The organism is Phenylobacterium sp. (assembly GCF_028290885.1).
Lineage (GTDB): Bacteria > Pseudomonadota > Alphaproteobacteria > Caulobacterales > Caulobacteraceae > Phenylobacterium.
Genome location: NZ_JAQGIZ010000162.1, coordinates 1 through 26,497, shown reverse-complemented (window position 1 = coordinate 26,497; position 26,497 = coordinate 1). Strand labels below are relative to the sequence as shown.

The 26,497-nt window shown below is 69.6% G+C and carries 20 protein-coding genes; 8 read left to right on the top strand and 12 right to left on the bottom strand.

All coding sequences use genetic code 11. From position 1 onward, the window contains the following. A partial coding sequence (locus JWP28_RS11065; protein WP_299542843.1) for an NADPH-dependent FMN reductase occupies positions 1–540 on the top strand: 540 nt, incomplete at its 5' end. 28 nt (positions 541–568) lie between these two features. Further along, positions 569–1,369: a class III extradiol ring-cleavage dioxygenase gene (locus JWP28_RS11060; RefSeq protein WP_299542841.1), complete on the top strand. Its 801-nt coding sequence runs from the start codon at positions 569–571 to the stop codon at positions 1,367–1,369. 84 nt (positions 1,370–1,453) lie between these two features. Here the strand turns inward: JWP28_RS11060 and JWP28_RS11055 are convergent, their stop codons facing one another. After that, a complete protein-coding gene (locus tag JWP28_RS11055) occupies positions 1,454–3,865 on the bottom strand; it encodes an ATP-binding protein (protein ID WP_299542839.1) in 2,412 nt (803 codons plus the stop codon). A 66-nt stretch (positions 3,866–3,931) separates the two neighbouring features. Next, complete coding sequence (locus JWP28_RS11050) at positions 3,932–4,750, bottom strand: RNA methyltransferase (protein WP_299542837.1); 819 nt, start codon at positions 4,748–4,750, stop codon at positions 3,932–3,934. 106 nt (positions 4,751–4,856) lie between these two features. Between JWP28_RS11050 and JWP28_RS11045 the strand changes: the two genes are divergently transcribed. Next, on the top strand, positions 4,857–6,113 hold the full coding sequence (locus tag JWP28_RS11045) for a cytochrome P450 (RefSeq protein ID WP_299542836.1): 1,257 nt from the start codon (positions 4,857–4,859) through the stop codon (positions 6,111–6,113). A gap of 117 nt (positions 6,114–6,230) precedes the next feature. Here the strand turns inward: JWP28_RS11045 and JWP28_RS11040 are convergent, their stop codons facing one another. Then, on the bottom strand, positions 6,231–6,779 hold the full coding sequence (locus JWP28_RS11040) for a hypothetical protein (RefSeq protein WP_299542834.1): 549 nt from the start codon (positions 6,777–6,779) through the stop codon (positions 6,231–6,233). Positions 6,780–7,196: 417 nt separating this feature from the next. On the opposite strand from JWP28_RS11040, the gene JWP28_RS11035 reads away from it, so the two are divergent. Then, entirely contained in the window at positions 7,197–8,024 is an 828-nt protein-coding gene (locus JWP28_RS11035; RefSeq protein WP_299542832.1) for a hypothetical protein, read from the top strand. 126 nt (positions 8,025–8,150) lie between these two features. Further along, a complete protein-coding gene (locus JWP28_RS11030; protein ID WP_299542831.1) occupies positions 8,151–11,762 on the top strand; it encodes an Ig-like domain-containing protein in 3,612 nt (1,203 codons plus the stop codon). 191 nt (positions 11,763–11,953) lie between these two features. Here JWP28_RS11030 and JWP28_RS11025 read toward each other — a convergent pair whose 3' ends face one another. Further along, a complete protein-coding gene (locus JWP28_RS11025; RefSeq protein WP_299542830.1) occupies positions 11,954–12,772 on the bottom strand; it encodes an acyl-CoA thioesterase domain-containing protein in 819 nt (272 codons plus the stop codon). Positions 12,773–12,826: 54 nt separating this feature from the next. Between JWP28_RS11025 and JWP28_RS11020 the strand changes: the two genes are divergently transcribed. Further along, a complete protein-coding gene (locus JWP28_RS11020) occupies positions 12,827–13,696 on the top strand; it encodes a pirin family protein (RefSeq protein WP_299542828.1) in 870 nt (289 codons plus the stop codon). A 2-nt stretch (positions 13,697–13,698) separates the two neighbouring features. Here JWP28_RS11020 and JWP28_RS11015 read toward each other — a convergent pair whose 3' ends face one another. The 3 genes from JWP28_RS11015 to JWP28_RS11005 form a co-directional block, all read right to left on the bottom strand. Continuing rightward, positions 13,699–15,381, bottom strand: coding sequence for an FAD-dependent oxidoreductase (locus tag JWP28_RS11015; RefSeq protein ID WP_299542826.1), 1,683 nt, complete (start codon positions 15,379–15,381; stop codon positions 13,699–13,701). Between the two features lie 137 nt (positions 15,382–15,518). Further along, the gene (locus JWP28_RS11010; protein ID WP_299542825.1) at positions 15,519–15,989 is read right to left on the bottom strand and encodes a glycine zipper 2TM domain-containing protein; all 471 of its coding nucleotides are present in this window, start codon (positions 15,987–15,989) and stop codon (positions 15,519–15,521) included. Between the two features lie 130 nt (positions 15,990–16,119). Then, the gene (locus tag JWP28_RS11005) at positions 16,120–17,040 is read right to left on the bottom strand and encodes a LysR family transcriptional regulator (protein ID WP_299542823.1); all 921 of its coding nucleotides are present in this window, start codon (positions 17,038–17,040) and stop codon (positions 16,120–16,122) included. Positions 17,041–17,139: 99 nt separating this feature from the next. On the opposite strand from JWP28_RS11005, the gene JWP28_RS11000 reads away from it, so the two are divergent. Further along, positions 17,140–18,570 (top strand): aldehyde dehydrogenase family protein, encoded by a 1,431-nt coding sequence (locus tag JWP28_RS11000; RefSeq protein WP_299542822.1) that lies wholly within the window; start codon positions 17,140–17,142, stop codon positions 18,568–18,570. Here the strand turns inward: JWP28_RS11000 and JWP28_RS10995 are convergent. The 5 genes from JWP28_RS10995 to ppc form a co-directional block, all read right to left on the bottom strand. Continuing rightward, the gene (locus tag JWP28_RS10995; RefSeq protein WP_299542821.1) at positions 18,567–19,319 is read right to left on the bottom strand and encodes an enoyl-CoA hydratase/isomerase family protein; all 753 of its coding nucleotides are present in this window, start codon (positions 19,317–19,319) and stop codon (positions 18,567–18,569) included. The genes JWP28_RS11000 and JWP28_RS10995 overlap by 4 nt on opposite strands. Next, complete coding sequence (locus JWP28_RS10990) at positions 19,316–20,497, bottom strand: CoA transferase (RefSeq protein WP_299542820.1); 1,182 nt, start codon at positions 20,495–20,497, stop codon at positions 19,316–19,318. Before JWP28_RS10990 ends, JWP28_RS10995 begins: the two co-directional genes overlap by 4 nt. A gap of 193 nt (positions 20,498–20,690) precedes the next feature. Continuing rightward, a complete protein-coding gene (locus JWP28_RS10985; RefSeq protein WP_299542818.1) occupies positions 20,691–21,461 on the bottom strand; it encodes an SDR family oxidoreductase in 771 nt (256 codons plus the stop codon). A gap of 29 nt (positions 21,462–21,490) precedes the next feature. Further along, entirely contained in the window at positions 21,491–22,891 is a 1,401-nt protein-coding gene (locus JWP28_RS10980) for an AMP-binding protein (protein ID WP_299542816.1), read from the bottom strand. Then, positions 22,888–25,590, bottom strand: a complete 2,703-nt coding sequence (gene ppc, locus JWP28_RS10975; RefSeq protein ID WP_299542815.1) for a phosphoenolpyruvate carboxylase — start codon at positions 25,588–25,590, stop codon at positions 22,888–22,890. Before ppc ends, JWP28_RS10980 begins: the two co-directional genes overlap by 4 nt. Positions 25,591–25,679: 89 nt before the next feature. Between ppc and JWP28_RS10970 the strand changes: the two genes are divergently transcribed. Next, positions 25,680–26,497 (top strand): amidase (locus JWP28_RS10970; RefSeq protein ID WP_299542814.1); only part of this gene is annotated, 818 nt, incomplete at its 3' end.

The window sequence follows — 26,497 nt, the reverse complement described above, 5'->3', positions numbered from 1 at the left end:
GTCGGCAGCCTCCGCAAAGACTCAGTGACCCGCAAGGTCGCCCGGGCTCTCGAGAAGCTGACCCCGAACCTGAAGTTCATCGAGATCGAGATCGGCGCCCTCCAACCCTTCAACCAGGACCTCGAAGCCACGCCAACGCCCGAGTGGGTGAAGTTCCGCCAGCAGGTCAAGGCGGCCGACGCGGTGCTGTTCGCGACCCCGGAATTCAACCGCTCGGTGCCCGGCGCGCTGAAGAACGCCATCGATGTAGGCTCGCGGCCCTATGGCGCCAGCGTCTGGAACGGCAAGCCCGGCGCGGTGATCAGCGTCTCGCCCGGCGGCATCGGCGCCTTTGGCGCCAACCACCACCTTCGCCAGTCGCTCGTGTTCCTGAACGTGCCCACGCTCGGCGCCGAAGCCTATATCGGCAATGCCTACTCGCTGTTCGACGCTAACGGCGATCTGATCAGCGAGGCCACCGCAGACTTCCTCAAGACCTACGGCCAGGCGTTCAGCGCCTGGATCGAGAGGGTCCTAGCGGACGAGAAGGTCGCCGCTTAGGGTCCCAAAGGTTCGAGAGGAGTTTGCGATGACGCTTCCCACCCTGTTCATCCCGCACGGCGCGGGTCCCTGCTTCTTTATGGAGTGGACGCGAGGGCCCGCCGACACCTGGGACAAGACCGGCGCTTGGCTGAAGGGCCTTGTCGCCGGTCTGCCGGAACGCCCCAAGGCGATCCTGATCGTCTCCGGCCACTGGGAGGAACCGGTGTTCACCGTCGGCTCGTCGGCGAAGCCGCCGATGATCTTCGACTACAACGGCTTCCCGGAGGAGACCTACCGGCTGCGGTTCGACGCGCCGGGCTCGCCTGCGCTCGCCAAGCGGGTGCGCGAGCTTCTGGGCGCGGCAGGATTCCCGAGCGCGGAAGACGCCGAGCGCGGCTACGACCACGGGGTGTTCGTGCCGCTGAAGCTGGCGACGCCCGAGGCCGACATCCCGGTGGTGCAGCTGTCGCTGCGGTCCGATCTCGACCCGGAGGCGCACCTGGCCGCGGGCCGGGCGCTTAGCCCCTTGCGCGACGAGGGCGTGCTGATCGTCGGCTCCGGCATGAGCTGGCACAACATGCGCGGCTTCAGCCCGGCCTTCACCGCCAAGTCGGAGGCCTTCGACGCCTGGCTCGCCGACGCGCTCGCCGATCCCGCGCGCCGCGATGAAGCGATCCGCCACTGGGACCAGGCGCCCTACGCCCGCGAGGCCCACCCGCGGGAAGAGCATCTCGCGCCGCTGTTCGTGGCGGCCGGCGCGGCGGAAGGCGAGCCCGGTCGCCTGGCTTTCCGCGACAAGGCCATGGACGTGGCGCTCAGCGGCTACGAGTTCGGCGGGCCGGCCTAAGTCATCCGCTCCCTCGCGAGCGGGCGGGCGTTCTCCTGGCGGTGTTTCACACACCCGCCGCCGGGAGGGCGTCCGCGCTTGCGTTCAGGCCGCGGCCGCGGCTCCGCCGTCCGCCGCCGCATCGAGCGCCGACTGGATGACGGCGTAGAGACGGGCGGCCTCGATGGGCTTGGCCACGAAGTCGTCCATGCCCGCCTGCCGGTATTCCACCACCTGGTGGGCCATGGCGTTGGCGGTCAGCGCGACGATCGGCGTGCGCGCCCGGCCCTCGGCGCGTTCGCGGGCGCGGATCACGCCGGTGGCGGTGGGGCCGTCCATCTCCGGCATCTGCACGTCCATCAGGATCAGGTCCCAGGGCTCGCGCGCCCAGGCCGCGACGGCCTCGCGGCCGTTGGCGACCATCACCGGCTCGACCCCCACCTGCTCCAGCAAGGTCTTCAGCACCAGCTGGTTCATGCCGTTGTCCTCGGCGGCCAGCACGCGGAGCGCGACTCCCTCGACCTGCGCCATGGGCTGGGTGGCGGCCTGCGCGGCCTTGGCCGGCGCCGCGGCGATCCGGCGCAGCGGCAATTCGACGGTGAAGGTCGCGCCGGCGCCCAGCTTGCTCTCGGCGCGGATCGCGCCGCCCATCAGCTCGGCGAGGTCGCGGCAGATGGCCAGCCCCAGGCCCGTGCCGCCATAGCGCCGGGTGGTCGAAGCGTCCGCCTGTTCGAACTTCTGGAAGAGGTTCACGAGCTTTCCGGGCGCGACGCCGATGCCGGTGTCGCTGACGCTCAGCACCAGTTGTCTGGCGCGCCGGGTCACAGCCACCTTCACCCCGCCGGTCTCGGTGAACTTCAGCGCATTGGAGACCAGGTTGTAGAGGATCTGCCGCAGGCGGACGCTGTCGCCGCGATAGACCCCACGGGCGCCGCGCTCGACCTTCAACTCGAAGGAAAGGCCCTTGGCCTGGGCGGTCGCCTCGAAGGCGCCGAGCGCGCCACGGGACAGCTCGGTGATATCGAACTCGGCCTGTTCCAGCTCCAGCTTGCCGGCCTCGATCTTCGAGAGGTCGAGCACGTCGTTGAGGATGGCCAGCAGGCTCTCGCCGGACTGGCGGATCACGTCCAGCCGCTCGCGCTGGTAGTCGGCGAGTTCGCTCATCGCCATGGCCTGGGCCATGCCGAGGACGCCGTTCAGCGGGGTGCGGATCTCATGGCTCATGGTGGCCAGGAAGGCGCTCTTGGCGCGGGTGGCGGATTCGGCCTCGTCTTTGGCCTGGACCAGGGCGCGTTCGGAGGCCTTGCGGCCGGTGATGTTCTGCAGCGCGCCGATCATCCGTAGCGGGCGGCCTTCCTCGTCCTTGAGGTAGCGCACCGCGCCGTGCACCCAGACTTCCCTGTCGTCAGACCGGGCGACCCGATACTCCGGCCGGTAGGGAACACCCTCCGTCTTGTGACGCTTCCAGGCCGCCTCGACGTCCGCAAGGTCGCGCGGATCGACCATGCTCCAGATGTCGCTCGTCAGCTTATCGTAGGTCACCGGCTCGGTGTAGAAGTCGTCCTCCGCGCCGACCTTGATCAGCTCGCGGCGGCGATAGTCCAGCTCCCAGACATGGATGTCGGCGATCTCCATGGCGAGCCGCAGCCGTTCCTCGGACCGTTCGGTGCGCTCCAGGGCCTCGACCATCTCGGTCACGTCGTGGGAGGTGATGATCAGGCCGCCGACCTCGCCCGCCGCGTTGCGCCAGGGGGTGAGATCGACCTGCAGCCAGGCGGCCGAGCCGTCCAACCGAACGTACTCCACCCGGTCCGCGCGGATCGACTCGCCGGCCAGGCATTGGTCGTAGGCCGGCCGCCACTTCTCGTAGTCGGGGAAGAGATCGTAGAGCGCGCGGCCGATGACCGGCTGCCCTTCGAGTTGGCGGCTCTCGATCCAGCGAGGGCTGGCGGAGAGGACCTGCATCTTGAGATCGGTCAGGACCAGGGAGATCGGCGCGGAGTCGATGATCTGGCTCACCATGCGGCGGGAAACGTCGCTGTCGCGGCGCGCAGCCTCTCGGGCGAGCTTCGACTGGACGCGGCTCCACTCGTCGGCCACGAAGTCGGCGAGGTCCTGCAGGCGCTGGGCCAGCTCTTCGTCGAAGGCCCGCGGTATGCTGCCGCCCACCGCCAGCACCCCCGGAATTGAGCCGTCCTCCAGGCGGAGCGGGGCCGCTACATAGAGGCGCGCGTGGGCCGGGCCCTTGACGTTGGGACGGTCGCGGAACCGCGGGTCCTGGCTGGCGTCGGCGACCCACAGGAGGCGGCCTTCATCGATCGCGATCCGCGCCGCCGGCGCGTCCTTCGGCAGGCGGCCGTCGGGATCGTGGCTGCGCCAGGCCGGGCCGCCGTCCATCAGCACGACGGAGGCCTCGACGTCGCCGAACAGCGTCCGCGCGAGACGCCGGGCGCGGTCGAACACCGGCCCCGAATGCTCAAGGCCACTCGGCGTCTTCAGGCGAGTCGCCCCAGCCATTCGCCCCCCCGGGATCGATTACGCACTCAGCGCCGGACTGTCGCCGAGCGGGGTTAAGAAAGGCCTCTAGGGACGCCGGGCGCGACGGGCTGTCGCGACCATATGGTGCAGGACGATGCCGCTGGTCGTGGCGACATTGAGGGAGTCGAAGCCGCCGGCCATCTCGACGCGCACGGTCTCGGAGCGCTCCATCACCGAGGCCGGCAGGCCGGGGCCCTCGGCGCCGAACAGCACCGCGGTGCGCGCCGCGGGCATGAGGTCGGCGAGATCGGTCTTGCCGCCCGGCGAAAGCGCCACCAGCGAGAAGCCCGCCGCGGCCAGCCGACCAGCGAGGTCGCTCGCCTCCCCGCCCCTGGCGAAGGGCGTGGTCAGCGCCGCTCCCACCGAGACGCGGATCGCCTTGCGGTAGAGCGGGTCGCAGCAGTCCGCGTCGAGCACCACCGCATCGGCCCCGAACGCGGCGGCGTTGCGGAACAGGCCGCCCATGTTGTCGTGGTTGGCGATGCCGACGAGGCCCATGACCAGCGCGCGGGGCGGAAGGTTTGCAAGCAGCGTCTCAAGATCCGGCTCCGCCCGCGTCCCGGCCGCCAGCACGCCGCGGTGGATCGGGAAGCCGACGACCGCGTCCATCACCGCCTGGCCGGCGGCATAGACCTCGACGCCCTCTGCGAGCCCGGTCAGCAGCGGCGCCAGCGCGGCCGCCCGCTTCTCGGCCACCAGCACCGAGCGGATCGGATGACGGCCGGCGCGGACCAGCTTCTCCAGCACCACCATCCCCTCGGCGATGAAGCTCCCCTGGCGGCCCACCAGGTCGCGTTCGCGCACCTCGCGGTAGTCGGCGAGGCGCGGGTCGTCGGGATCGTCGATGCGGATGACGGCGGGCACGGGCCCGCTTCTGTCACGGCCTTGTCAGCGCCTCCAGCCTGCAACAAAGTTGACGCTGGCGTCACTTTGCGATCTATACAATGCTAAAATCAGCGGAGGACGCATCATGGCGGACGGCAATCTGGCGAACCTCGCCCAGGCCCGGGAAGAGACCTACGCGACCCCGCTCGAGGACCTGAACCCGGCCCAGCCGGCGCTCTTCCAGGCCGACACCATGTGGCCGATTTTCGAGCGCCTGCGCGCCGAAGCGCCGGTCCATTACACCCGCGAGCACGAGTTCGGGCCCTACTGGTCGATCACCAAGTACAACGACATCATGGCGATCGACACCAACCATCAGGTGTTCTCGTCCGAGGGCGGCATCACCATCGCCGAGCAGACCCAGGGCGCCGGGCCGCTGCCGATGTTCATCGCCATGGACCCGCCCAAGCACGACGTGCAGCGTAAGACCGTCAGCCCCGCCGTCTCGCCGACCAACCTGGCCGTCATGGAGCCGCTGATCCGCGAGCGGGCGGCGGCGATCCTCGACAGCCTGCCGATCGGCGAGGAATTCGACTGGGTGGACCTGGTCTCGAAGGAGCTCACCGGCATGACGCTGGCGACGCTCTTCGATATGCCGCAGGAGGATCGCCGCAAGCTGATCTACTGGTCCGACGTGGTCACCGCCGCGCCCGGGCAGGGCCTGGTCGATTCGATCGAGCACAAGATGCAGATCTTCGTCGAGTACCACGCCTACTTCACCGAGCTGTGGAACCAGCGGGTCAACGCCCCGCCCGGAGGCGACCTGATCTCCATGCTGGCGCACGGCGAGGCGACCCGGAACATGGAGCCGCGCGAGTATTTCGGGAACATCGTGCTGCTGACCGTCGGCGGCAACGACACCACGCGCAACACCATCTCCGGCTCGGTCCTGGCCCTGAACCAGAACCCCGATCAGTACCGGAAGCTGCGCGAGAACCCGGGCCTGATCCCCTCGATGGTCTCGGAGACGCTGCGCTGGCAGACGCCGCTCGCCCACATGCGTCGCCGCGCGCTGCAGGATTTCGAGTTCCAGGGCAAGACCATCAAAAAGGGCGACAAGGTCATCATGTGGTACGTCTCGGGCAACCGCGACGAAGAGGTGATCGACAACCCGAACGCCTACATCATCGACCGCGAGCGGCCGCGCACCCACATCTCCTTCGGCTTCGGCATCCACCGCTGCGTGGGCAACCGCCTGGCCGAGCTGCAGCTCAAGGTGATCTGGGAAGAGATCCTCAAGCGCTTCCCGGTGATCGAGGTCACCGGCGAGCCCAAGCGGGTCTATTCGAGCTTCGTGAAGGGCTACGAGAGCCTGCCGGTGGTCATCCCGACCCGGAACTGAGCGAGCGCGCCGGCGCCGGCTCACCCCGGCGAAAGCCGCGGTCCAGCAGGCAGCACGCCGCGCCCCGCGACGCAGGGTTTTGAACCTGGGTCCCCGCTTCCGCGGGGATGAATGGGATCAGGAAGAGCGGGTTCGGCCCGGCCCGGCTGTCGGATCGGGCCAAGCGGCTTCCGCCCTGCCCGTTCCCGGCTCGCCCTCGGGGGCCGAGGAGATGTGGAGGGGTCCTTTGACGCCGCCGCCGGCGAGACCCCACTCCGCTTCGTCCCAGAGGGCCGGTGGCGGCGTGACGTCGAGCTCGCGGCAGATGTGCTGCACGATCTCGGCGACAGGCCGGCCCGCGAAACCGGCGAGGTCGTCAGCGTCTTCGAGGCGTTCGTCGAGGTCGCCCAGCAGGTCCTCGGCCGCCTCGCCGGAGGCCTCCGCGTCGATGGCGCGTTCCACCAAACCGCGGACCCTGGCCTTGTGCTTGTAGGCCTGTTCGCGGGCGTCGCGAGCCTGGCGCTCGGCGCGTTCCGCGGCCGCCGCCTGACGGTCCTGCTCCAGCCTGGCCTCCAAAGCCACGGTCTGGCGCACGGCGCGGGCGATGCGCGAGAAGCTGAGGCCCAAATCCACGGCCGCGGCAGGGTCCTTGGCCGCAAGCGCCCGCGTCCGGACAGCCCGGGCCAAGTCCATCCCGATCTCGGCGAGTTCCTGCAGGATGCGAAGGCGCCGCTCAGCGCGATCCGAACTCGGATCAGCGGAAATAGGCTCAGCGCTGGGGTGCGTGTCGTTCATGAACAAAACAGGAACACTGATAACGCTGAATGTCAAGTTTTTCCGACGCTCGGCGGCGACACAGCAAACCCGAAGAGGTGGGTGGTTTCCGTGTGGGGCGCCCCCGCTGCCAAGCGGACGATCCGAACATCTGCAGTGGGGGGAAAGCGGACATTGGTGGGACGCCTGGTTCCCCTTGGGGTTGAGCTGGATTGACATCGAGCGAACACGCTCGGCTTTAGCAGCATGTCCGGCGCTCGAGCCTTCGATGTCCACTCCGCCGATCTTCTCGACGACTGGAACGCCGGCGCGGAGCCGCCCGACGTCCTGATGGGCCGCGTCATGGTCCACCCGCGGTTCGCCGAGGCCGTGCGCGCCCTGTCTTTGTCGGCGGTGGCGACCACTCGCAGCAGGGCCAGCGGGGCGCACGCGAGCGTCGACGCCGGACGTTATGTCGCCCGGCTGGCCGTCATGTGGCTCGACGTGAAGGACGATCTGACCCTGCCGGCGCTGAAACGGCTGTGCGCCGGGTCAGGTCTGCTGAGCGCCGGGCGCGCCCGCGACTATATCCGCATCCTCGAGCACGATGGCTTGATCGAGGCGGTCGAGGCCGGCGGCGGCAACCGGGCGGCCCGTTACCGCGTGTCAGCACAAATGCGCGCGAATTGGCTAAACGACCTGCGCGGCCCGATCTCGGCGGTCTCGATCGTCGCACCGTCGGCGGCGGAGCTGCTGGAGCGGCTGGACGAATCCGCCGTGGCCGCGACCTTCATCGAGACCCAGGGGCGCCTGCTGCTGCGTTCGGCGGCGACGTTGCCGGCGGGTGAGCCGGTGGTCGAGGCCTTTTACCATCCGGCCGGCGGCCTGCAGATCCTGTCGATGCTGATCGCCGGCTCGGGCGACGACGATGCATTTCCGTCGCGGCGTCCCGTCGAGCTTGCGATCACCGGGCTCGCCGAGGCGACCGGCGTCTCGGCGCTGCAGCTGCGGCGCGTGCTCAGGCGGGCCGCGGCGAGCGGACTCGTCGCCGTCCATGCCGGCCCGGCCTATGCGCTGACGGAGCGGGCGGACGCGGCGCTGCGGTTCATCTACGCCGGGCAAATTCTCCAGTTAATCAACGCGATCGCTCCGACACTCGCCCGCCACGCGAAAGCGTGAGAATTCGCCAGCGTTCTCAGCGAGTGCGCGCGCCCAACGCCTTGCGATCAAAATTGTGCGTATGCCGCGCGGCTCCCGGTCCTCATTTTCCGCGCAAGCGCCAATGCGCGAGTGGGGGGCAAGTCCATGAGTGATTTTTTCACGAACTACACCGCGACGGGCTCGAACGTCCTTGGCGGCGTGTTTCAGGATTCCGAGACCTTCGCGGGCGGCAACATCAATGGCTGGGTCCGCGTCCTGGGGACCATGAGCTTCACCAACGGGACCAGCGTCCCTTTCGTCCCCGGCGGGCCGGCCACGGTGACAAGCATCGACGCCCATCTCGGCACGCAGACCGGCTTCGACCACCTGGACATCCTGAACGGCTACAGCGCGACATGGGATAGCCACCCGGAGACCGTCACCACCTCCGGCGCCAACGTCTACGTGAACAACGTGCTGACCGGCAGCTACGCGTTCTCCGGATCGGACCTGGTCTTCAACTTCGCCGCCGGGAACAACAATCCCGACGTCCTGGGCGTGGTGCTGCAGGCCGTCGAATATCAGAACAGCGCGTACCCGCGCACGGGCTTCCAGGAACAGATCTCGTTCTCGTTCGGCACATCGTCCGGGACAGTGACCGCGCCGTCCGCCGCTGTCCGGGTCGATTCGATCTTCGAGGTGCCCGACGTTCCGTCGGCGATCAATTTCGGTGCGCCGGCCGGACACACGCTAAGCGGATATCCCAACGTCCTCACCCCCGTTTTTGCGGATGCTGGTGTCGTGGTTTCGATCGGATTGCACACACTGCCGGACGGGCGCGGCGTTTATTCCGTCTACGACCTGTCCGCGGTCCACGTCGCGATCGCCAACCCGGGCCTAGGCGATCAGCTGGTCATCACGACCGGCCCCAATGTCGTTGCGGATGGGAACGGGCACTACACGATCGCTGGAGCGAGTGTGCAGATCAACGCCCAGGGAACCGCCATCGACGGCCTCCGGATGCCCTTATCGCCTACCACCTGGGGGGACGTCCTTCTTCACGCCATCAGCTACACGAACACGTCCGGCGCGCCGCCCTCATCGCTACAAATTTCCATCGGCCTCAACGCGACGCCGGATGTGTTGAGCCCGACCGACGCGGGCCTCACGCCCTTCACGCCGCAGACCTTCACGATCGACCTGACCGCATTGCCGTCCGTGGTTCCGGAAACGGCGACCATCACCTCCGGCGGCGCGGTGACAGCCACCGCCGCGGTCGGCGCCCTGGCGGGCGACAGCGACGCCAACAGCTATGCGCTCGCCATCTCCTCGGTCGGCGGAGCCGCGCCGGGAAGCACGGTGCATGGCCAGTACGGCGACCTGGTGCTGAACGCCGACGGCTCGTACGCCTACGTCACCGGGGCTACGGCGGGCGAAAGCGCGAACATCGCAGCCGCGAACGGGGCGGTCACCGACAGCTTCAGCTTCTCGGTCAGCGACGGCCACGGCGGCGTGATCTCCTCGAGCCTGGGCATCGGCCTCGACGCCACGCACCCCGCCATCGCCGCCACCGAGTTCGCGTTCGCGACAAGCCAGATCAAACCCGGCGACAGCGGCCTCGTCACCCTCGACATGAGTTCGCCGGTTTCGCTCAACACCGCCGGCGGCGCCCCCAGCCTGACGCTCAACGACGGGCAGACCGCCGCCTTCGACGCGGCGCATTCGACCGCCACCAGGCTGGTGTTCGACTACCAGGTGGGGCCGGGCGCGACCGATGTCGCCGCGCTCGCGGTCAGTGCGGTCAACCTCAACGGGGCGATCGCCCAGAACGTCTCCAACGTCGCCAACGCCAGCTTCGGCCTGGCGGGCCTCTCGCAGGCCGGGCCGGAGATCGGCCCGTTCTTCACGGCGGCGCTCGCCTCGCCGTCGAGCGGGGCGTTTGGCCTCGGCCAGTCGGTCACCCTGCTGGTCGAGATGAATTCGGCGGTCACCGTCACCGGAGCCACGGCGACGCTGTCGCTGAGCAATGGCGGCGTTGCGACGCTGGATGTCGCGAACACCGCGGCGCTGTCGCCGCTCGGCGTGCTGGCCTTCGACTACAAGGTCGCGCCCGGCGACCTCGACACCGGCGCGCTGAGCATCACCGCGATCAATCTCCACGGCACGACGGTGACCGACGGCGGCGGCCTCGCCGCCAACTTCCTCGGCACGGCGGGGACCTTCGCCAACGTCAAGATCGAGACGACCCCGCCCACCCTGTCGCCGCTCGGCGACGAGACCGTCGAAGCGACCGGGCCCAGCGGCGCGGCGGCGAGCTTCGCGGCGACCGCGACCGACGTGCTCGGCGGTTCCGATCCGGTAGCCTTCACCGAGGGCGCCAAGGTCGTCCACTCGGGCGATGTTTTCACGTTCGGAACCCACCTCGTCACCGCCAAGGCGACGGATGCGGCCGGCAATTTCGCGACCGAAAGCTTCACGATCACGGTGCGCGACACGACCGCGCCGGACACCTCGATCTCCTCCGGCCCGGCGGCGCTGACCAACAGCAAGGCCGCGACGTTCATGGTCGCCGGCAGCGATGCGGTGGGCGTGAGCGGATTCCAGTACGAGCTGGACGGCGGCGCCTGGACGGCGGCGGCGTCGACCACGATCTCGCTCACCGGCCTTGCGGACGGGGCGCATGCGTTCCAGGTCCGCGCCTTTGACGCCGCTGGAAACGTCGACCAGACCCCGGCCAGCTTCAACTGGACCGTGGATACCGTGGCGCCGGCCGTCACCAATCATCTGGCGAGCGACACCGGCGCCTCGTCCAGCGACAGGATCACGTCCAACCCCGCTCTCACGGGGGCCACCGACCCCAATGCGGTGGTGCATTTCACCGTCGACGGCGCGGCGATTGCGGCGACCGCGACCGCCAGCGCGGCCGGCGCCTGGTCGTTCACGCCGAGCGGCCTCGCTGACGGCGCCCACACGATCTTGGCGAGCTCGACCGGCGCGGCGGGAAACACCGGGACCGCCTCGCTCAGTTTCACGCTGGATACGACGGCCCCCCAGACGCAGATCGCCAGCCTCGCGCAGAATGGCGGCTCGGCGAAGGCGACGGTGACGTTCGCCGGTCAATCGGAGGCGGGCGCGACGATCCTCAAGGTGGTCGACACCCAGGTCGGCGGCGCCCAGATCGGCGCTGTCGGCGATGGCGTCTCGACGGTCCTGGCGACGGCGAACGCGAGCGGCGGCTGGAGCGTCACCAGCGGCTCCGGCTTCTCCTATTCGTCGGCCAACGCCTACAAGATCGACGTCACCGCCAGGGACGTCGCCGGCAACGTCTCCACGGTCAGCACCTTCATCGGCTCCACCAAGGCCGACAACCTCACGGGGACCGCGGGCAACGATTTCCTCGACGGCGGCGCGAAGGGCGACACCCTGACCGGCGGGGCGGGAGCCGACACCTTCGTCTACAAGGCGATCGGCGAATCCCAGCCGGGCGCGGGCAACTTCGATACCATCACCGACTTCACCCATGGGGTGGACAGGATCGACTTCTCCGCGATCGCGGGCCTCAACACCGGGGTTCAGGCCGTCACCGTCAATCTTCTCACCGCCACGCCGGCCAGCATCGCTGCGCATACCATCGACCTAGTGACGATTGGCGGGAGCACGACGATCTACGCGAACGCGAGCAACTCCAGCGAGACCCTGAGCAACAGCCACGAGGACATGCAGATCAACCTGACTGGCGTCACCACCTTCGGCGCTTCTGACTTCCTGCTGCACTAGTTGCGACAGAGACACGGCGGAACTCGCGGACGCCGCGCCACGGCCTCGGTTTTTGGATGTCCATGCCGCCCCCGACGGTTCACCGGAGCTGACGGTAAGCGGACTCTCCGAAGGTCCGCTTTGGGGTCGCTTGCAGCCCCTAACGACAGGACCAAAAGCGGACATTGCCGTCCGCGGACGCCCTTTTCGGATCAGCGGTCCTCCGGCGTCTCCCGCACCCGCACGATCAGCGACTGGCTGGCCGTCGCCATCAGCTCTCCGTCCTGGGCGAACAGGTACATGGCGCCGTGGCCGAAGCCGCCGTGCACGCCGTGGATGCGGATGTCGCAAAGCACCCATTCGGTGGGCACGATCCGGCGGACCCGGAGCGTGTTGTCCAGGCTGTTGCCGCCGGCGTTCCTGCCCAGCGCATTGCCGATACCCGAGGGCACGAAGTCGGCCATCACCGCCAGCATGGAGGCGTCGATGGCGAACCGTTCGCGCGGCCTGATCCAGAGCAGCGAGCGGCCGTCCTCTTCGGGAGCGCCGTCCCGGTCACGGCCGTAGCGGCCTTTGACGACGCGGACCTCGATGCGGCTGTGCAGCCCGGTGTCGGCGCCGCGCCAGTGGTCGGCCGGATCGCAGTCCTCGGGGCGGGGCGCGTCGGGCATGACCAGCCACTGGCGCGACAGCTCGCTTGGCCGGGAGCCCAGGGCCGCAACGACCGTGAAGATCTCCTTGTCGCCGACGTGGCCGATGACGCGCGCCTGGGTGTTGTGCTTGCCCACCGCCGGCGTCCAGACATCCAGGTCCACCACGCTCGGCGGACGGGCATAGGAGAGGTACTGCGCCGTGCCCCAGATCAGCGGCCGCCCTGTGGTCCGCTCCATGGCCCCGATCGCCGAGGCCAGGCCGACGCCGCCGAACATGAACAGGTTGTCCGGCGGCCCGACGCAGACCGCCGGCGTCAGCGGCATGAACCAGCGGTGCGGATTGTGCGTCGGGCGCAGGTCGAAGAACAGCGGATCCATGCCGCTCTCATGAGCCTGCCACGACCGGGTTCGCAAGAGCCCGGAAGCGCCTATATGGACGCCATGGCCCTCAAGACCGTCAAAGCCCTGCACCCCGCCCTTCGCGACGACATCGGCGACCTCACCACGCGGCGCCCCGTGCCGGGGCCCGGCCTGGAGCAGGTCGATCCATTCCTGTTCCTGAACCACCACGGCCCGCAAACCTATGGGCCGAACAACGCCGGCCTGCCGTTCGGGCCGCATCCCCACCGCGGCTTCGAGACGGTGACCTTCATCCTGGCGGGCGAGCTGGCGCACCGCGATTCCGCCGGGCACGAGAGCGTCATCAAGGCCGGCGGCGTCCAGTGGATGACCGCTGGCTCCGGGCTGATCCACTCCGAGGTTTCTCCGGAAGAGTTCATGAAATCAGGTGGTCCGCTGGAGCTCCTGCAGCTCTGGGTGAACCTGCCCGGCCGGCTGAAGATGAACCCGCCGCGCTATGTGGGCCTACAGGCGGACCAGATTCCGGCGATCTCCGTCGACCAGGGCGCGGCGGTGGTCCACCTGATCTCCGGGACCTGGGGCGGCCATACCGGACCGGTCTCCTCGCTGACCGGCGTCTTCATGACCACCATCGACTTCAAGGCCGGCGGCAAGGCGGGCTTCGGCTCGCTCGGCGGCCGCAACGTCTTCCTCTACGTGGTCTCCGGCGAGGTGAAGGTGAACGGCATCGCCGCCACCGCCTGGCATCTGGCCGAGCTCGACCTGGCCGGCGACACCGTGGAGATCGAGGCGGCCGAGGACTCGGTCGTGCTGTTCGGCCACGCCGAGCCGATCGGCGAGCCGGTGGTGGCCCACGGCCCGTTCGTGATGAACACCCGCGAGGAGATCGTCGACGCCATCCGCGACTACAACGCGGGCCTGTTCGACAAGGTCAGCGCCTAAGGTCAGCCCGGCGCCGACACCTGCGCCAGGAAGGCATGGATCTGGGCCACGACCGCCGCCCCCTCGCCCACCGCCGCGGCGACCCGCTTGGTCGAGCCCGCCCGCACGTCGCCGATCGCGAACACGCCTGGCCGCGCAGTTTCCAGCGGCAACAGCGGCCGCGCCTGCGGCGTCGTGCGGGTCGCCGCCGCGCCGGTCAGCACGAAGCCCTTGTCGTCAGTCTCGACGCAGCCCTCCAGCCAGCGCGCGTTGGGCTCGGCGCCGATGAACAGGAACAGGCGCCGCAGCGGGGCGGTCGTAAGCGCGCCGGTCCGGCGGTTGCGGAACGTGGCCGCGGTAAGTCCCTGGACGCGATCGCCCTCCAGGGCCGCGATCTCGGTGTCGCTGTGTAGCTCCACGTTCGGGAGGGCGGCGATGCGGTCGATCAGATAGCGCGACATGGTCTCTTCCAAGCCGGACCGGCGGACCACCAGGTGCAGCCGCTTCACCTTCGGCGACAGGAAGACGATCGCCTGGCCCGCGGAATTGCCGCCTCCCACCAGCGCCACCTCCTCGCCCTCGCAGAGCTTGGCCTCGATGGCCGACGCCCAGTAGGAGACGCCGGCGTCGTCGAAGGTCTCGATGTTGGGGATGTCGGGACGGCGATAGCGGGCTCCGGAGGCGATCACCACGCTGCGAGCGCGGACCGCCGACCCATCGGTGAGCTCCAGGCGCAGCGGATCGCCGGGCGCGGACGCCTCGCAGTCCAGCCGCGACACTTCGAGCGGCACAGCGATTTCCGCGCCGAACTTCTGCGCCTGGTTGGAGGCCCGGGCCGCGAGCGCTAGGCCCGAGATGCCGGTCGGAAAGCCCAGGTAGTTCTCGATCCGCGCCGAGGCGCCCGCCTGGCCGCCCATGGCCCGCTGGTCGAGCACGAGGACCGACAGGCCCTCGGAGGCGGCATAGACCGCAGTCGCCAGACCCGCAGGTCCCGCGCCGACTACCGCCACGTCATAGACCTTGTCCGGGTCCAGCTGCGGGGTGATGCCGAGGCACAGCGCGGCCTGCGCGTCGCTTGGCCGCCTCAGCACAGTTCCGTCGGGGCCGACCATCAGCGGCAACTCTTCGGGGAGCACCCCCAGCCGCTCCACCAGCGCGTGGCCTTCCTCGTCGCCGACCGCATCGAGCACGGCATGGGGATAGGAATTGCGGGACAGGAAGCCCTGTAGCCGGACAAGGTCGGGCTGTCCCGCCGTGCCGACCAGGATCGAGCCCGTTCCGCCCGCCTCCAGCAGCCCCATGCGGCGCAAGATCAGCGCCCGCATGATGGTCTCGCCCAGCTCGGCCGAGCCGATCAGCAGGGCCCGCAGGTGCGGTGCGTCGAACGGCAGGGCGGTGCAGCCTTGCGGCCCGGCGCGGGCGGCGGCCAGGGTGCCGCGGCCGGCAAGCTGGCTGACCTCGCCCGTGAACTGGCCAACCGTCTCGACGACGATCGCCTCCTGATGGCCAAGGCCATCGCGCCGCAGCACTTCGATGGAGCCCGCCACCAGCAACCAGGCGGGCACGGCGCGCTGACCAACGTCGTAGAGGACTTCTCCGGGCTCAAAGGTCCGCGCGGGCCCGCTGGCGAACCGTCGGGCGGTCTCCATCTGGGCCACGTCGAGGACCGGGAACATCTGGGCGCGGCGGGTGTCGATCAGGCTCATGACGGATCGCTCGGCTTCGCACGGTGTCTTTACCTAGAGCCTGCAGGCCCTATCCGAAACCCGCCGCGGCCCGCAAACGCGCCGACGGCCGCACCCACCATCGATGGACGCGGCCGCGGACAGGTTCGAAGGAACGATCAGTAGGGGTAGTAGCTCCGGTTGTAGTCGCCGCCGTAGGGCCGGTAGCTGGAGGCGCCCTGGTTGTAGCGGCTGTAGCCGTAGCTGTTGGAGCCGTAGCTGTTGTCGTAGCCGCGACCGTAATCCCGGCGCTGGACGTAGCTGCCGCGGTATCCGTTGTCGTAGTAGGCCTGGCTCGAATAGCCACAGGACTTGGCGGAGCTGCGGCCGATGCTGTTGCCGAGCGCGGCGCCGGCAATGGCGCCGATCGCCGTGCCGCCCGCCCGGCCGCCGTGGTGGGCGGCGAGGTTCGAGCCGAGCAGGGCGCCGGCGATGCCGCCGATGACGGCCCCGGTCGTGCCGCTGCTGCGTTCCTGCTGGCGGCAGTCGTTTTCGTACCCGTAGCCGTAGGGCTGCGCGAAGGTGGGGGTGGCGACAGCGCCGGCCGCCAGGGCGGCGAGCAGGGCGCCAGTGATAGCGGCGGCTTTCATGTCTTTCTCCAATCCTCTGTTGGGACCGACATCGCGAGGAGCGCCGGCCTTGAGGTCGGAGTAAGCGCCCCTGCAACTGAATGGGGCCTGGGGGCGGGGTTATCTGTCGTTCATGGCCGGAGCGACGTCGTCAGGCCGGTAGGTCACCTTCAGACCCGGCGAGGGACGTCTTGCGGATCAGGTCGATAAAGGCGCGCAGGCCGGCCGGCACGTGCCGCCGGCCCGGATAGTAGAGGCAGAGCCCCGGATAGGCCGGCGTCCAGTCGTCCAGCACCTGCACCAGCCGGCCCGCCGCGATGTCGGCGGCGACCGTCCATTCCGAAAGGTAGCCGAGGCCCACCCCCGCCCGCGCGGCCTCCAGCATCAGGGTCATCTCGTCCAGGGTCAGCGCGCCCTGGACGTCGATCTCCAGTTGCTCGCCGCGCCGCTCGAACTCCCAGCGATAGATCGCACCGCCGGCCATGCGTGCGCGGATGCAGCTGTGGCCCAGCAGGTCGCCCGGCGTCTCGGGCTTCGTGCGCCCTTCGAAATAGGCCGGCGATCCGACGACGATGGAGCGCAGCGGCCCGCCGATCGGCACGGCGATCATATCGCGCGGCACGGCTTCCTGGATGCGGATGCCGGCGTCGAAGCCGTTGACCACGATATCGATCAGCCGTCCCTCGGTGACCAGGTCGACACGCATCTCCGGATAGAGCTTCAGATATTGCAGGATCAAGGGCGTCAGGATCATCCGCGCCGCGCCCACGGCGGTGTTGATCCGCAGCGTGCCGGCCGGCGTGTCGCGATGGATGTTCACCGCGTCCATGGCCCCGCGGATCTCCGAGAGCGCCGGCGCCACCTGGGCCACGAACTGCTCGCCCGCCGCCGACAGCGAGACGCTGCGCGTCGTGCGGTTGAAGAGCCGTACGCCCAGCCGCGCCTCCAGCCCGGCCACCGCGTGGCTCAGCGCCGACGACGACATGCCGAGCTCCAGGGCCGCGGCGCGGAAGTTGCCCCGCCGCGCCACGGCGATCACCGCATCGAGCTCCGCCAGGCTAGCCTTCTGCATTGTCCGGATCCCTGCACTACGTCATGCCGATTTATCCCGCTTATTCACACAATGCGAGCGGCCTACATGGGATCCACCTGCCAAGGACGGAGATTTCCCATGAGGATCATCGACAAGCTCTACATCGACGGGGCCTTCGTCGAGCCGCACGGCTCGGAGCTGTTCAACCTCGTCAATCCGGCCACCGGCCAAGTCATCGGCAAGGTGACCCTCGGCGACCGCGAGGACACGCTGCGCGCCATCGCGGCGGCCAAGCGGGCGCTGCCCGCCATGTCCCGCACGACCAAGGTCGAGCGGATCGACATGCTGCGCCGCCTGGACGCGGCCCTGACGCCCCAGCTGGAGGCGATCAACGCCGCGACGACGGAAGAGTACGGCGCGCCGGTCATGATCGCCGGACGCCTGAACGGCTACGCCATGGGCGCCTTCAAGAACGCCATCGAGGTCCTGGAGGCCTACGACTTCAGCCGCTGGATCAACGACGCCGAGGTGGTGATGCAGCCGCTGGGCGTGGTGGGGATCATCACGCCGTGGAACAGCAGCACCGGCTTCATCTGCGGCAAGCTCGCCATGGCCATCGCCGCCGGCTGCACCGCGGTGATCAAGCCCAGCGAGATGAGCGCTATCCAGACCCAGGTGCTGGCCGAGGCGCTGCACGAGGCCGGCCTGCCGCCCGGCGCGTTCAACATCGTCAACGGGCGCGGCGAGGTGGTGGGCGCCGAGCTGAGCGCCAACCCCGACATCGCCAAGATCTCGTTCACCGGCTCCACGGCGGTCGGCAAGGCGATCCTGAAGGCCGGCGCCGACACCCTCAAGCGCGTCACCCTGGAGCTCGGCGGCAAGTCGCCGACCGTGATCCTCGACGACGCCGACTTCGCCCAGGCCGTGCCGCTGGCGGTGATGGCCGGCTTCGCCAATTCGGGCCAGGCCTGCATAGCCGGGACCCGCATCCTCGTGCCGCAAGCCCGCCTCGCGGAGTTCCTGCCGCTGATCAAGGCCGCGGTGGAGGCCGTGAAGGTCGGCGACCCGCGCGACCCGCAGACACAGGTCGGCCCCATGGTCAGCGTGAAGCAGTGGGAACGCGTGCAAGGCTACATCCGCAAGGGGATCGAGGGCGGCGCGACCCTGCTGGCCGGCGGCGAAGGCCGGCCCGACGGGCTGGAGGGCGGCTATTTCGTCAAGCCGACGATCTTCGCCGACGTCACCAACGACATGACCATCGCCCGCGAGGAGATCTTCGGGCCGGTGCTCTCGGTGATCGCCTACCGCACGGAGGCCGAAGCCATCGAGATCGCCAACGACACGCTCTACGGCCTGCAGGCCTATGTGATCTCGGCGGACGCCGAGCGGGCGCGCGCCGTCGCCTCGCAGCTGATGGCCGGCCGGGTGCTGATCAACGGCCTGCACCACGAGCCGCTCGCGCCCTTCGGCGGCTTCAAGCAGTCCGGCCTGGGCCGCGAGATGGGCGTCTTCGGCCTGGAGGCGCACCTGGAGCCCAAGACCGTGCTGGGCCGCAGTCGGGCGGCCTAGCTCCGCGTGAACACCGGGTCCCGTCGCTCGCGGAAGGCGGCGACGGCGGCCTTGTGGTCGGCGGAGCGGCGGAGCACGCGCAGCTCCTGGCCCAGCATGAGGTTGGCGTCCTGCGGCGACAGGTCCGGGGCGCGGTTGGCGGTGCGCTTGGCGGCCTCGACCGAAAGCGGCGCCCGGCTCGCGATCCGTTCGGCAAGGGCGACGGCGGCCTCGCGCAGATCGTCGGGGGCATGCAGGCCGGTGACCAGGCCGTAGCGCTCGGCGGTCTCGGCGTCGTGCGGCAGGCCGGTGAGCAGCATGGCCTTGGCGCGGCTGACCCCGATCAGCCTGGGCAGCCGGTAGGTCGAAGCCATCAGCCCGACGTTGACCCCGGCGCAGACGAACTTCGCCTCGGTCGAGGCCAGGCGGATGTCGCAACACAGCGCCAGCTCGAACCCGCCGCCGACGCACCAGCCGTTCACCGCCGCGATCACCGGCACGCGGGTCGCCTCCAGGCGGTCGAGCAGCCGCCCGAAGCCCGCCAGGTCCTCGCCGCCCGGCCCCACGTTCTTGAGGTCGTCGCCGGAGCAGAAGGCGCGGCCCTTGCCGGTGACGATCAGGCAGCGGAGCGCATCGTCGGCCTCCACCTGGTCCAGCGCCTCCATGAAGGTCCGGCGCATCTCGACGCCCAGCGGGTTCATCGGCGGGTTGTCGATCTCCAGCAGGACGACGGCGCCGCTGATCGGCTGGACGTGGACGGCGCCGCTCATGCGATCTCCTTGCGTTCGGTGGCCGCCGCGCCTTCGGCGATCAGCGCCTCGATATCGTCTGCGGCGAAGCCGGCCTCAGCCAGCACCTCGCGGGTATGTTCTCCCACCTCAGCCGGACCGGTGCGAACCTCGACCGGCGTGTCGTGCAGCTTGATCGGCGTGCGCACGAAACGGCGTCCGGCCACCTCCGCCAGCAGCCCCCTCGCCTTCACCTGCGGGTCGTCCCAGGCCTCGGCGATCGTGTTCAGCGGCCCGGCCGGCACGCCCTTGGCCTCCAGCCTGGCCATCCAGTTGGCGGTGGTGTCACGGGCCATGATCGCCTCGATCCGCGCCTGCAGGGCGTCGCGGTTCTTCACCCGCCGGTTGGGGCGGTCGAAGCCCTCCTCCTCGGCCAGCCCCGGCTCGTCCAGCGCCTCGCAGAAGCGCACCCAGAGCCGCTGGTTGTTGACGCCCACCACCATGTGCCCGTCGGCGGTCTTCAGCGCCTCGTAAGGCGCGGCCAGCCGGTGGCGGGTGCCCTTGCGGGTCGCGACCTCTCCGGTGGTCAGGAAGAGGCCGCTCTCCCAGATCGTATAGGCCAGCGCCGACTCCAGCAGCGAGGTCTCCACATGCTGGCCCTTGCCGGTGGCGTGGCGGCTCTGCAGGGCGGCCAGCACGCCCACCGCGCCGAACACCCCGGCGTTGAGGTCCGACAGCGGCACCCCGGCCGCGCAGGGCACGTCGCTGCCCTCCTCGCCGGTGAAGCTCATGATGCCGCTCATCGCCTGGGCGATCAGGTCGAAGCCGCCGCGGTCGCGGTAGGGCCCGTCGAGGCCAAAGCCCGAGACCGAGCAATAGATCAGCCGTGGGTTCAGCTTGGAGAGCTGCGCGTAGCCCAGGCCCATCCGGTCGAGCGATCCGGGCCGGTAGTTCTCCACGAAGACATCGGCCGTCTCGGCGAGCTTGCGCAGGGCGCCCGCGCCCCGCTCGGTGGCGAGGTCCAGGGCGATGGCGCGCTTGTTGCGGTTGACGAAGTCGAAGGCGCGGAACGCCGCGCCCGGATGGCCGCGCGTCGTCTCTCCGGCCGGCGGCTCGATCTTGACCACGTCCGCGCCCAGGTCGGCCAGCACCATGGAACAGTAGGCGCCGGCGATGACGTGGGTGCAGTCGAGCACTTTCAGACCCGAGAGCGCGGCCACGGACTTAGCTCCTGTTTTCCAACGCTCTAGTGTGCTGGATTTGAAGTTCGCCGCATTCACGGGCCACCCGCCGAGCGAACTTCAAATCCAAAAAGCACACTAGAAACATACACTTGCTAGTGTCCTTATCGATTCCGAAGTTCGTCAAAGCCAGCCGCAAGCGCTTGCGAACTTCGGAATCGGGACACTAGGCCTAGTAATTCACGCGCTGTGAGATCGCGCCATCGACCAGCATGTTGATCCCCGTGGTGAAGGCCGAGCGCGGGCTGGCGAGGAACACCGCGGCCGCCGCGACCTCCTCCGGCGTCGCCATGCGGCCGGTCGGATTGCGCTTGATCATCGTCTCGAAGAAGCCCGGCATGTTGGCTTTCACATTGCCCCAGACGCCGCCCTCGAAGAACACCGTGCCCGGCGAAACCACGTTGCAGCGGATCTTCTTGGCGGCGTTCTCCCGCGCCACGCCTTTGGCGTAGTGGATCTGGGCCGCCTTCATCGCGCCGTAAGCGCTCGGCGCCGCGGCCTCGGCCTCGGACACCGACGAGATGATGATGAACGCCGCGTCGCCCTTGGCCTCGGCCGCCTTCTCGAGGAAGGGCTTGGCGGCATCGAAGGTGCGAACGGCGCCCAGGATGTCGATGTCCAGCATGGCTTGCCAGGCTTCCTCCTGAGCGCCCTGCACCAGCGCGCTGGCGTTGGAAACCAGGACATCGATGCCGCCGAGCGTCTCGCCCGCCTTCGTGACGAAGGCCTTCAGCGCCGGCCCGTCGGCGATGTCCACGACGTCGCCCCAGGCCTTCACGCCCTTGGCTTCGAGCGCCTTGACGGTCTCGGCCACCTGATCGGCGTTGCGGGCGCAGACGGCGACGTTGGCGCCCTCGTCGGCGAAGGTCTCGGCGATCGCTCGGCCGATGCCGCGCGTGCCGCCGGTCACCACGGCGGTCTTCCCCTTGAGCTGCAGGTCCATCGCCGTCCTCTTCCTTCGTTGGTTTTGCGTCAGGCCATGAACAGCGAGCCGAAGCGCTCGCGCAACAGGTTCTTCTGCACCTTGCCCATGGCGTTGCGCGGCAGCTCGTCCACGAACACGATCCGCTTGGGCGCCTTGTAGGGGGCAAGCTGCTGGCGGCAGGCGGCGATCAGGGCGGTTTCCTCGCCGGCGCCGATGACCACGGCGACCACGCCCTCGCCGAAGTCCGGATGCGGCACGCCGACCACCGCGCTCTCGGTGACGCCGGCCAGTTCGTCGAGCACCAGCTCGATCTCCTTGGGATAGACGTTGAAGCCGCCGGAGATGATCAGGTCCTTGGCCCGGCCGCTGATCCAGACGCGGCCGTCGGGATCCTGGCGGCCTACGTCGCCGGTGATGAAGAAGCCGTCGGCGGTGAACTCCTCGGCGGTCTTTTCCGGCATCCGCCAGTAGCCGCCGAACACGCTGGGCCCGCGGATCTCGATGACCCCGGTCTGCACCCCGCCGCCGATGCGCAGCTCGACGCCCGGCAGGGGATAGCCGACGCTGCCCGGGATGCGCTCGCCGTCCAGCGGGTTGGAGGTGATGATCACCGCCTCGCTCATGCCGTAGCGCTCGAGGATGCGCTGGCCGGTGCGCGCTTCGAACTCGGCGAAGGTCGATTCCAGCAGCGGCGCCGAGCCGGAGATGAACAGCCGCATGTGGCCGGCCCGCTCGCGGGTGAACTCCGGATTGGCCAGCAGCCGGGCGTAGAAAGTCGGCACGCCCATCATCACCGTCGACCTGGCGAGGCCGTCCAGCACGCGGGCATCGTCGAACTTCGGCAGCCAGATCATCGGCGCGCCGGAGAGGAAGGCGCAGTGCAGGGCCACGAACAGGCCGTGGACGTGGAAGATCGGCAGGGCGTGCAGCAGCACGTCTTCGGCTGAGAACCCCCAGATCTCGTGCAGCGCCAGCGCATTGGCCGCCACATTGCCGTGGCTCAGCATGGCGCCCTTGGAACGTCCCGTGGTGCCGCTGGTGTAGACCAGGGCGGCCAGGTGGTCGTCGCTGCGTGGAACCGTCGTGGCCAGGGGTTCGGCGCCCCCGGCCTCCGCCACGAACTCCTCCGGGTCGGTGACGAACAACCTCGGCTCGGCGTCCTTCACGAAGTAGGCCACCTCGGCCGGCGTGTAGGCGGCGTTCAAGGGCAGGAACACCGCCCCGGCCTTCAGCACGGCCAGATAGATCATCACGCCCGCAATGGACTTCTCAGCCTGCAGGGCGACCCGGTCGTCGGGTTCGACGCCTCGGGCGACGAGATGGCCGGCGACCTGCGCCACGCCCGCCTCCAGCTCGCCGTAGCTCACCGCCGAACCGTCGCTGAGCAGGAAGGCCGGCTTGGAACGATCGGCCGGGAAACCGCCGGCCAGGAGGTCGTAAAGGTTCATCCGGTGTTCCGAAGGCCCGCGGCGATGCCGTTGATGGTCAGGTGGATGCCCTCCTTCACCGCCTCGTCGTCGTCGCCCCGGCGGCGCCTGCGGATCAGCTCGATCTGCAGATGGTTAAGCGGGTCGATGTAGGGCAGGCGCGAGCGGATGGCCGCGGCGAGGTCGGGGTTCTTGTCGAGCAGGGCCGTCTGGCCGGTGATCCTCAAGAGCGCCGCGTTGGTCCGGTCCCACTCGGCCTTTATCTGGCCGAAGATGCTGTCCGCCAGCGCCCGGTCCTCGACCAGGCCCGCGTAGCGCCCGGCGATGGCCATGTCGCCCTTGGCCAGCACCATTTCCATGTTGGCCAGCGCCGAGGAGAAGAACGGCCAGGTCGCGTAGAGCTCCGCCAGGGTCTCCATGGGGACCCCCGCGCCCTCGACCGCCGAGCCGAAGCCGTACCAGCCCGGCAGCAGAGCCCGCGACTGCGACCAGGAGAACACCCAGGGGATCGCCCGCAGGCCGGCGATGCTGCGGCTCGCCTGGCGCGAGGTCGGCCGGCTGCCGATGTTCAGGTCGGCGATCTCGCTGATCGGGGTGGCGCCGTAGAAGTAGTCGACGAAGCCCGGGGTATCGTGGACCAGCGCCCGGTAGGCGGCCATCGAGCCCTGCGACAGCGCGTCCATGGCCTTGGCGTGCGGTTCGGTGACCACGGAGTCGGCCTCCCCGCGGAAGGAGGCCAGCACCACGCCGGCGGTCAGGGTTTCCAGGCTCTGCCGGGCGAGCTCAGGGTCCGCGTACTTGTTGGCCACCACCTCGCCCTGCTCGGTGATGCGGATGCGGCCGTTCACCGTGCCGCCGGGCTGCGCCAGGATCGCCTCGAAGCTGGAGCCGCCGCCGCGCCCCACCGCCCCGCCGCGGCCATGGAACAGCTGCAGGCGCAGGCCCTCGTCGCGAACCACATGGGCCAGCGCCCGGGAGGTCTCGTAGAGCTCCCAGGTCGAGGTCAGGTAGCTGCCGTCCTTGTTGGAGTCCGAATAGCCGATCATCACCTCCTGCAGGCCGATTGGCTCCACGAGCTTCCGGATCAGCGGCAGGGCGAGATAGGCCTTCAGGGTCTTGGGCGCGGCGCGCAGGTCGGCGATGGTCTCGAACAGCGGCTCGGCGAACACCTGGGCGCGAGGCGGGTCGCCCGGCGCGAACAGGCCCACCTCCTTGAGCAGCAGGTAGACCTCCAGCAGGTCCGAGACCGACGTCGTATTCGAAACGATGTAGGCGCGGATCGAGTCCTTGCCGTAGAGCCGCTTCACCTCGGCCGCGGCGCTCAGCACGCCGTACTCGCGCACGGTCTCTTCGCTGTAGGCGGCGAAGGGCGAATAGAGCAGCCGGCCGTGGCCAAGCTCGGCGATCAGCAGCGCGCGCCGGGCCGCCTCGTCCAGCGCCTCGTAGTCGGGGCAGACGCCAGCCACCTTCAGGAGCTCGGCGACAGTGCGGGCGTGCACCGAAGAGTTCTGGCGCATGTCCAGCCGCGCCAGGTGGAAGCCGAAGGTGTCCACCGCCCGGATCAGGTCCGGCAGCGGGCCGTGGGCGAAGGTCGGGCCATGCTTGGCGAGCAGGCTTGCCAGCACCGTCTCCAGGTCGGCCTTGAGGGCGTCGGGGCTGTCATAGGGCTCGGCCTGCGCCGCCGGCGGGCGCGGCGGCGGCTCCCCGGTCAGGCGGGCGTAGGCCGCGGCCAGGCGCGCGTAGATGCCGGTCAACGCCTGGCGGTAGGGCTCGTCGGCGCGGTGCGGCGAGGCGTCGTGGGCGGCGTCGGCGAGCGCTTGCAGCTCGGGCGTCACCGCCGCCAGGCTGGCCGACATGGAAAGCTCGGCGCCCAGCGCGTGGATGGCTTCCAGGTAGCCCCTCAGCGCCGCCTGGCTCTGGCGCCTCACCGCCTGGCGCATGACGTCGGCGGTGACGAACGGATTGCCGTCGCGGTCGCCCCCGACCCAGGAGCCGACCCGCAGGAAGCTGGTCAAGTCCTTGGGTTCGCCCAGCACCTCCAGCCAGTGGGCGTAGAGCCGGGGCAGCTCCGGCAGGAAGCTGCGCTCGAAATAGGAGACGGCGTTCTCGATCTCGTCGCCGACCCCGAGCTTCACCGAGCGCAGCAGGCGGGTGCGCCAGAAGATCGCCACCTGCCGCATCAGTTCGCGCTCGATGGCCGCCCGCTCGGCCTCGGTCTTGGCGTGGTCGTAAGCGTCGAGGTCGTCGGCGATGGCGCCCACGCGGTCCAGCACGCTCTTGCGGCGCACCTCGCTGGGGTGGGCGGTGATCACCGGGGCGATCAGGGCGTGCTGCAGCAGCTCGATCACCGCTTCCCGGCTGACGCCTTCGGACTTGAGCGTGCGCAGCGCCCCGGCCAGCGTGTCCGGCCGGCTGTCCCCGCCCCTGCCGCGCTGGCGCTGGATCTGGTCCTCGGCGATGTTGGTGATCTGCAGGAAGCAGGCGAAGGAATGGGCGAAACGCACGGTGTCGGGCAGGCTCAGGCCCTCCAGCCGCTCGGCCATCAGCTTGGCGGCCTTCGGCGTCCCCTCGCGATGGAAGTGGAAGGCGACCGAGGCCTGGCGGATCTCCTCGATCTGGCTGAACACCGCCTCGCCGTCCTCGGCGCGGATCACGTCGCCCAGCACCCGGCCCAAAAACCGGACGGTGGTTCGCAACTTGTCTGGGAGCGAGGTGGCCATGGGCTCCAGGAAAAGCCACAGCGGGGGGCGCGCGTCATCTGGTTTCCTGCCAAGGGAACAGCGATAGTCGCCCGCGCAAAGGAAGCCCGATGTCGCCCGATGAGGCCCTCGCCCGGATCCGCCGCTACGACGGCCGCCTGAAGGCCTTCGTACGGGTGTTCGAACCCGCGCTGGGCGAGGGCCATGGGCCGGCCTTCGCGATCAAGGATCTGTTTGACGTCAAGGGCGTCCCAACCGGCGGCGGCGCCCAGGTGCCGCTGGCCGAAGACCCGCCGGCCCACGCCGCGGTGGTGCAGAAGCTGCTGGACGCCGGCTGGCGCGCGGTCGGCAAGACCCACACGGTGGAACTCGCCTACGGCGGCTGGGGCACCAACCGGGCGGTCGGCGCGCCGTGGAACCCTTGGGACGCCAAGACCCACCGTGCGCCAGGCGGCTCGTCGTCCGGATCGGCCGTGGCGGTGGCGGCCGGCCTTGTCGATGCGGCGCTGGGCAGCGACACCGGCGGCTCGGTGCGTATCCCCGCCGCGGTCTGCGGCGTCGTGGGGCTGAAGCCGGGCCGCGGCCTGGTCAGCCTCAAGGGCGTGCACCCCCTCGCCCCCGCCCTGGACACCGTCGGCGTGCTGGCCCGGGACGTGGCGACCGCGGCGCGGATGCTGGCGGTGATCTCCGGCCCCGATGGCGCAGCCGCCGTCCGCAAGCCCTTCGACGCCGAAGCGGCGCTGGGCGCAGACGTGGCGGGCCGCCGCCTGGCCGCCATCCCCCTGGAGCACCTGGGCGAGATCGACGCCGACGTGGGCCGCCTCTACCTGGCCGCCCTCGACCGGCTGCGGAAGACCGGCGTCACCGTGCAGATGGTTCGCCCGCCCAGGGCGCTGGACGAGAGCTTCGGGCCCAACGGCATGCTGAT

Excerpts from the sequence above, each read along its gene's own strand:
- JWP28_RS10985 (WP_299542818.1), bottom strand. The coding sequence starts at position 21,461 with ATGGACCTGCAGCTCAAGGGGAAGACCGCCGTGGTGACCGGCGGCACG.
- JWP28_RS10980 (WP_299542816.1), bottom strand. The coding sequence starts at position 22,891 with ATGAACCTTTACGACCTCCTGGCCGGCGGTTTCCCGGCCGATCGTTCC.
- JWP28_RS11000 (WP_299542822.1), top strand. The coding sequence starts at position 17,140 with ATGAGGATCATCGACAAGCTCTACATCGACGGGGCCTTCGTCGAGCCG.
- ppc (WP_299542815.1), bottom strand. The coding sequence starts at position 25,590 with ATGGCCACCTCGCTCCCAGACAAGTTGCGAACCACCGTCCGGTTTTTG.
- JWP28_RS11005 (WP_299542823.1), bottom strand. The coding sequence starts at position 17,040 with ATGCAGAAGGCTAGCCTGGCGGAGCTCGATGCGGTGATCGCCGTGGCG.
- JWP28_RS11055 (WP_299542839.1), bottom strand. The coding sequence starts at position 3,865 with ATGGCTGGGGCGACTCGCCTGAAGACGCCGAGTGGCCTTGAGCATTCG.
- JWP28_RS10995 (WP_299542821.1), bottom strand. The coding sequence starts at position 19,319 with ATGAGCGGCGCCGTCCACGTCCAGCCGATCAGCGGCGCCGTCGTCCTG.
- JWP28_RS11025 (WP_299542830.1), bottom strand. The coding sequence starts at position 12,772 with ATGGATCCGCTGTTCTTCGACCTGCGCCCGACGCACAATCCGCACCGC.
- JWP28_RS11010 (WP_299542825.1), bottom strand. The coding sequence starts at position 15,989 with ATGAAAGCCGCCGCTATCACTGGCGCCCTGCTCGCCGCCCTGGCGGCC.
- JWP28_RS11045 (WP_299542836.1), top strand. The coding sequence starts at position 4,857 with ATGGCGGACGGCAATCTGGCGAACCTCGCCCAGGCCCGGGAAGAGACC.
- JWP28_RS11060 (WP_299542841.1), top strand. The coding sequence starts at position 569 with ATGACGCTTCCCACCCTGTTCATCCCGCACGGCGCGGGTCCCTGCTTC.
- JWP28_RS11015 (WP_299542826.1), bottom strand. The coding sequence starts at position 15,381 with ATGAGCCTGATCGACACCCGCCGCGCCCAGATGTTCCCGGTCCTCGAC.
- JWP28_RS11035 (WP_299542832.1), top strand. The coding sequence starts at position 7,197 with ATGGGCCGCGTCATGGTCCACCCGCGGTTCGCCGAGGCCGTGCGCGCC.
- JWP28_RS11030 (WP_299542831.1), top strand. The coding sequence starts at position 8,151 with ATGAGTGATTTTTTCACGAACTACACCGCGACGGGCTCGAACGTCCTT.
- JWP28_RS11020 (WP_299542828.1), top strand. The coding sequence starts at position 12,827 with ATGGACGCCATGGCCCTCAAGACCGTCAAAGCCCTGCACCCCGCCCTT.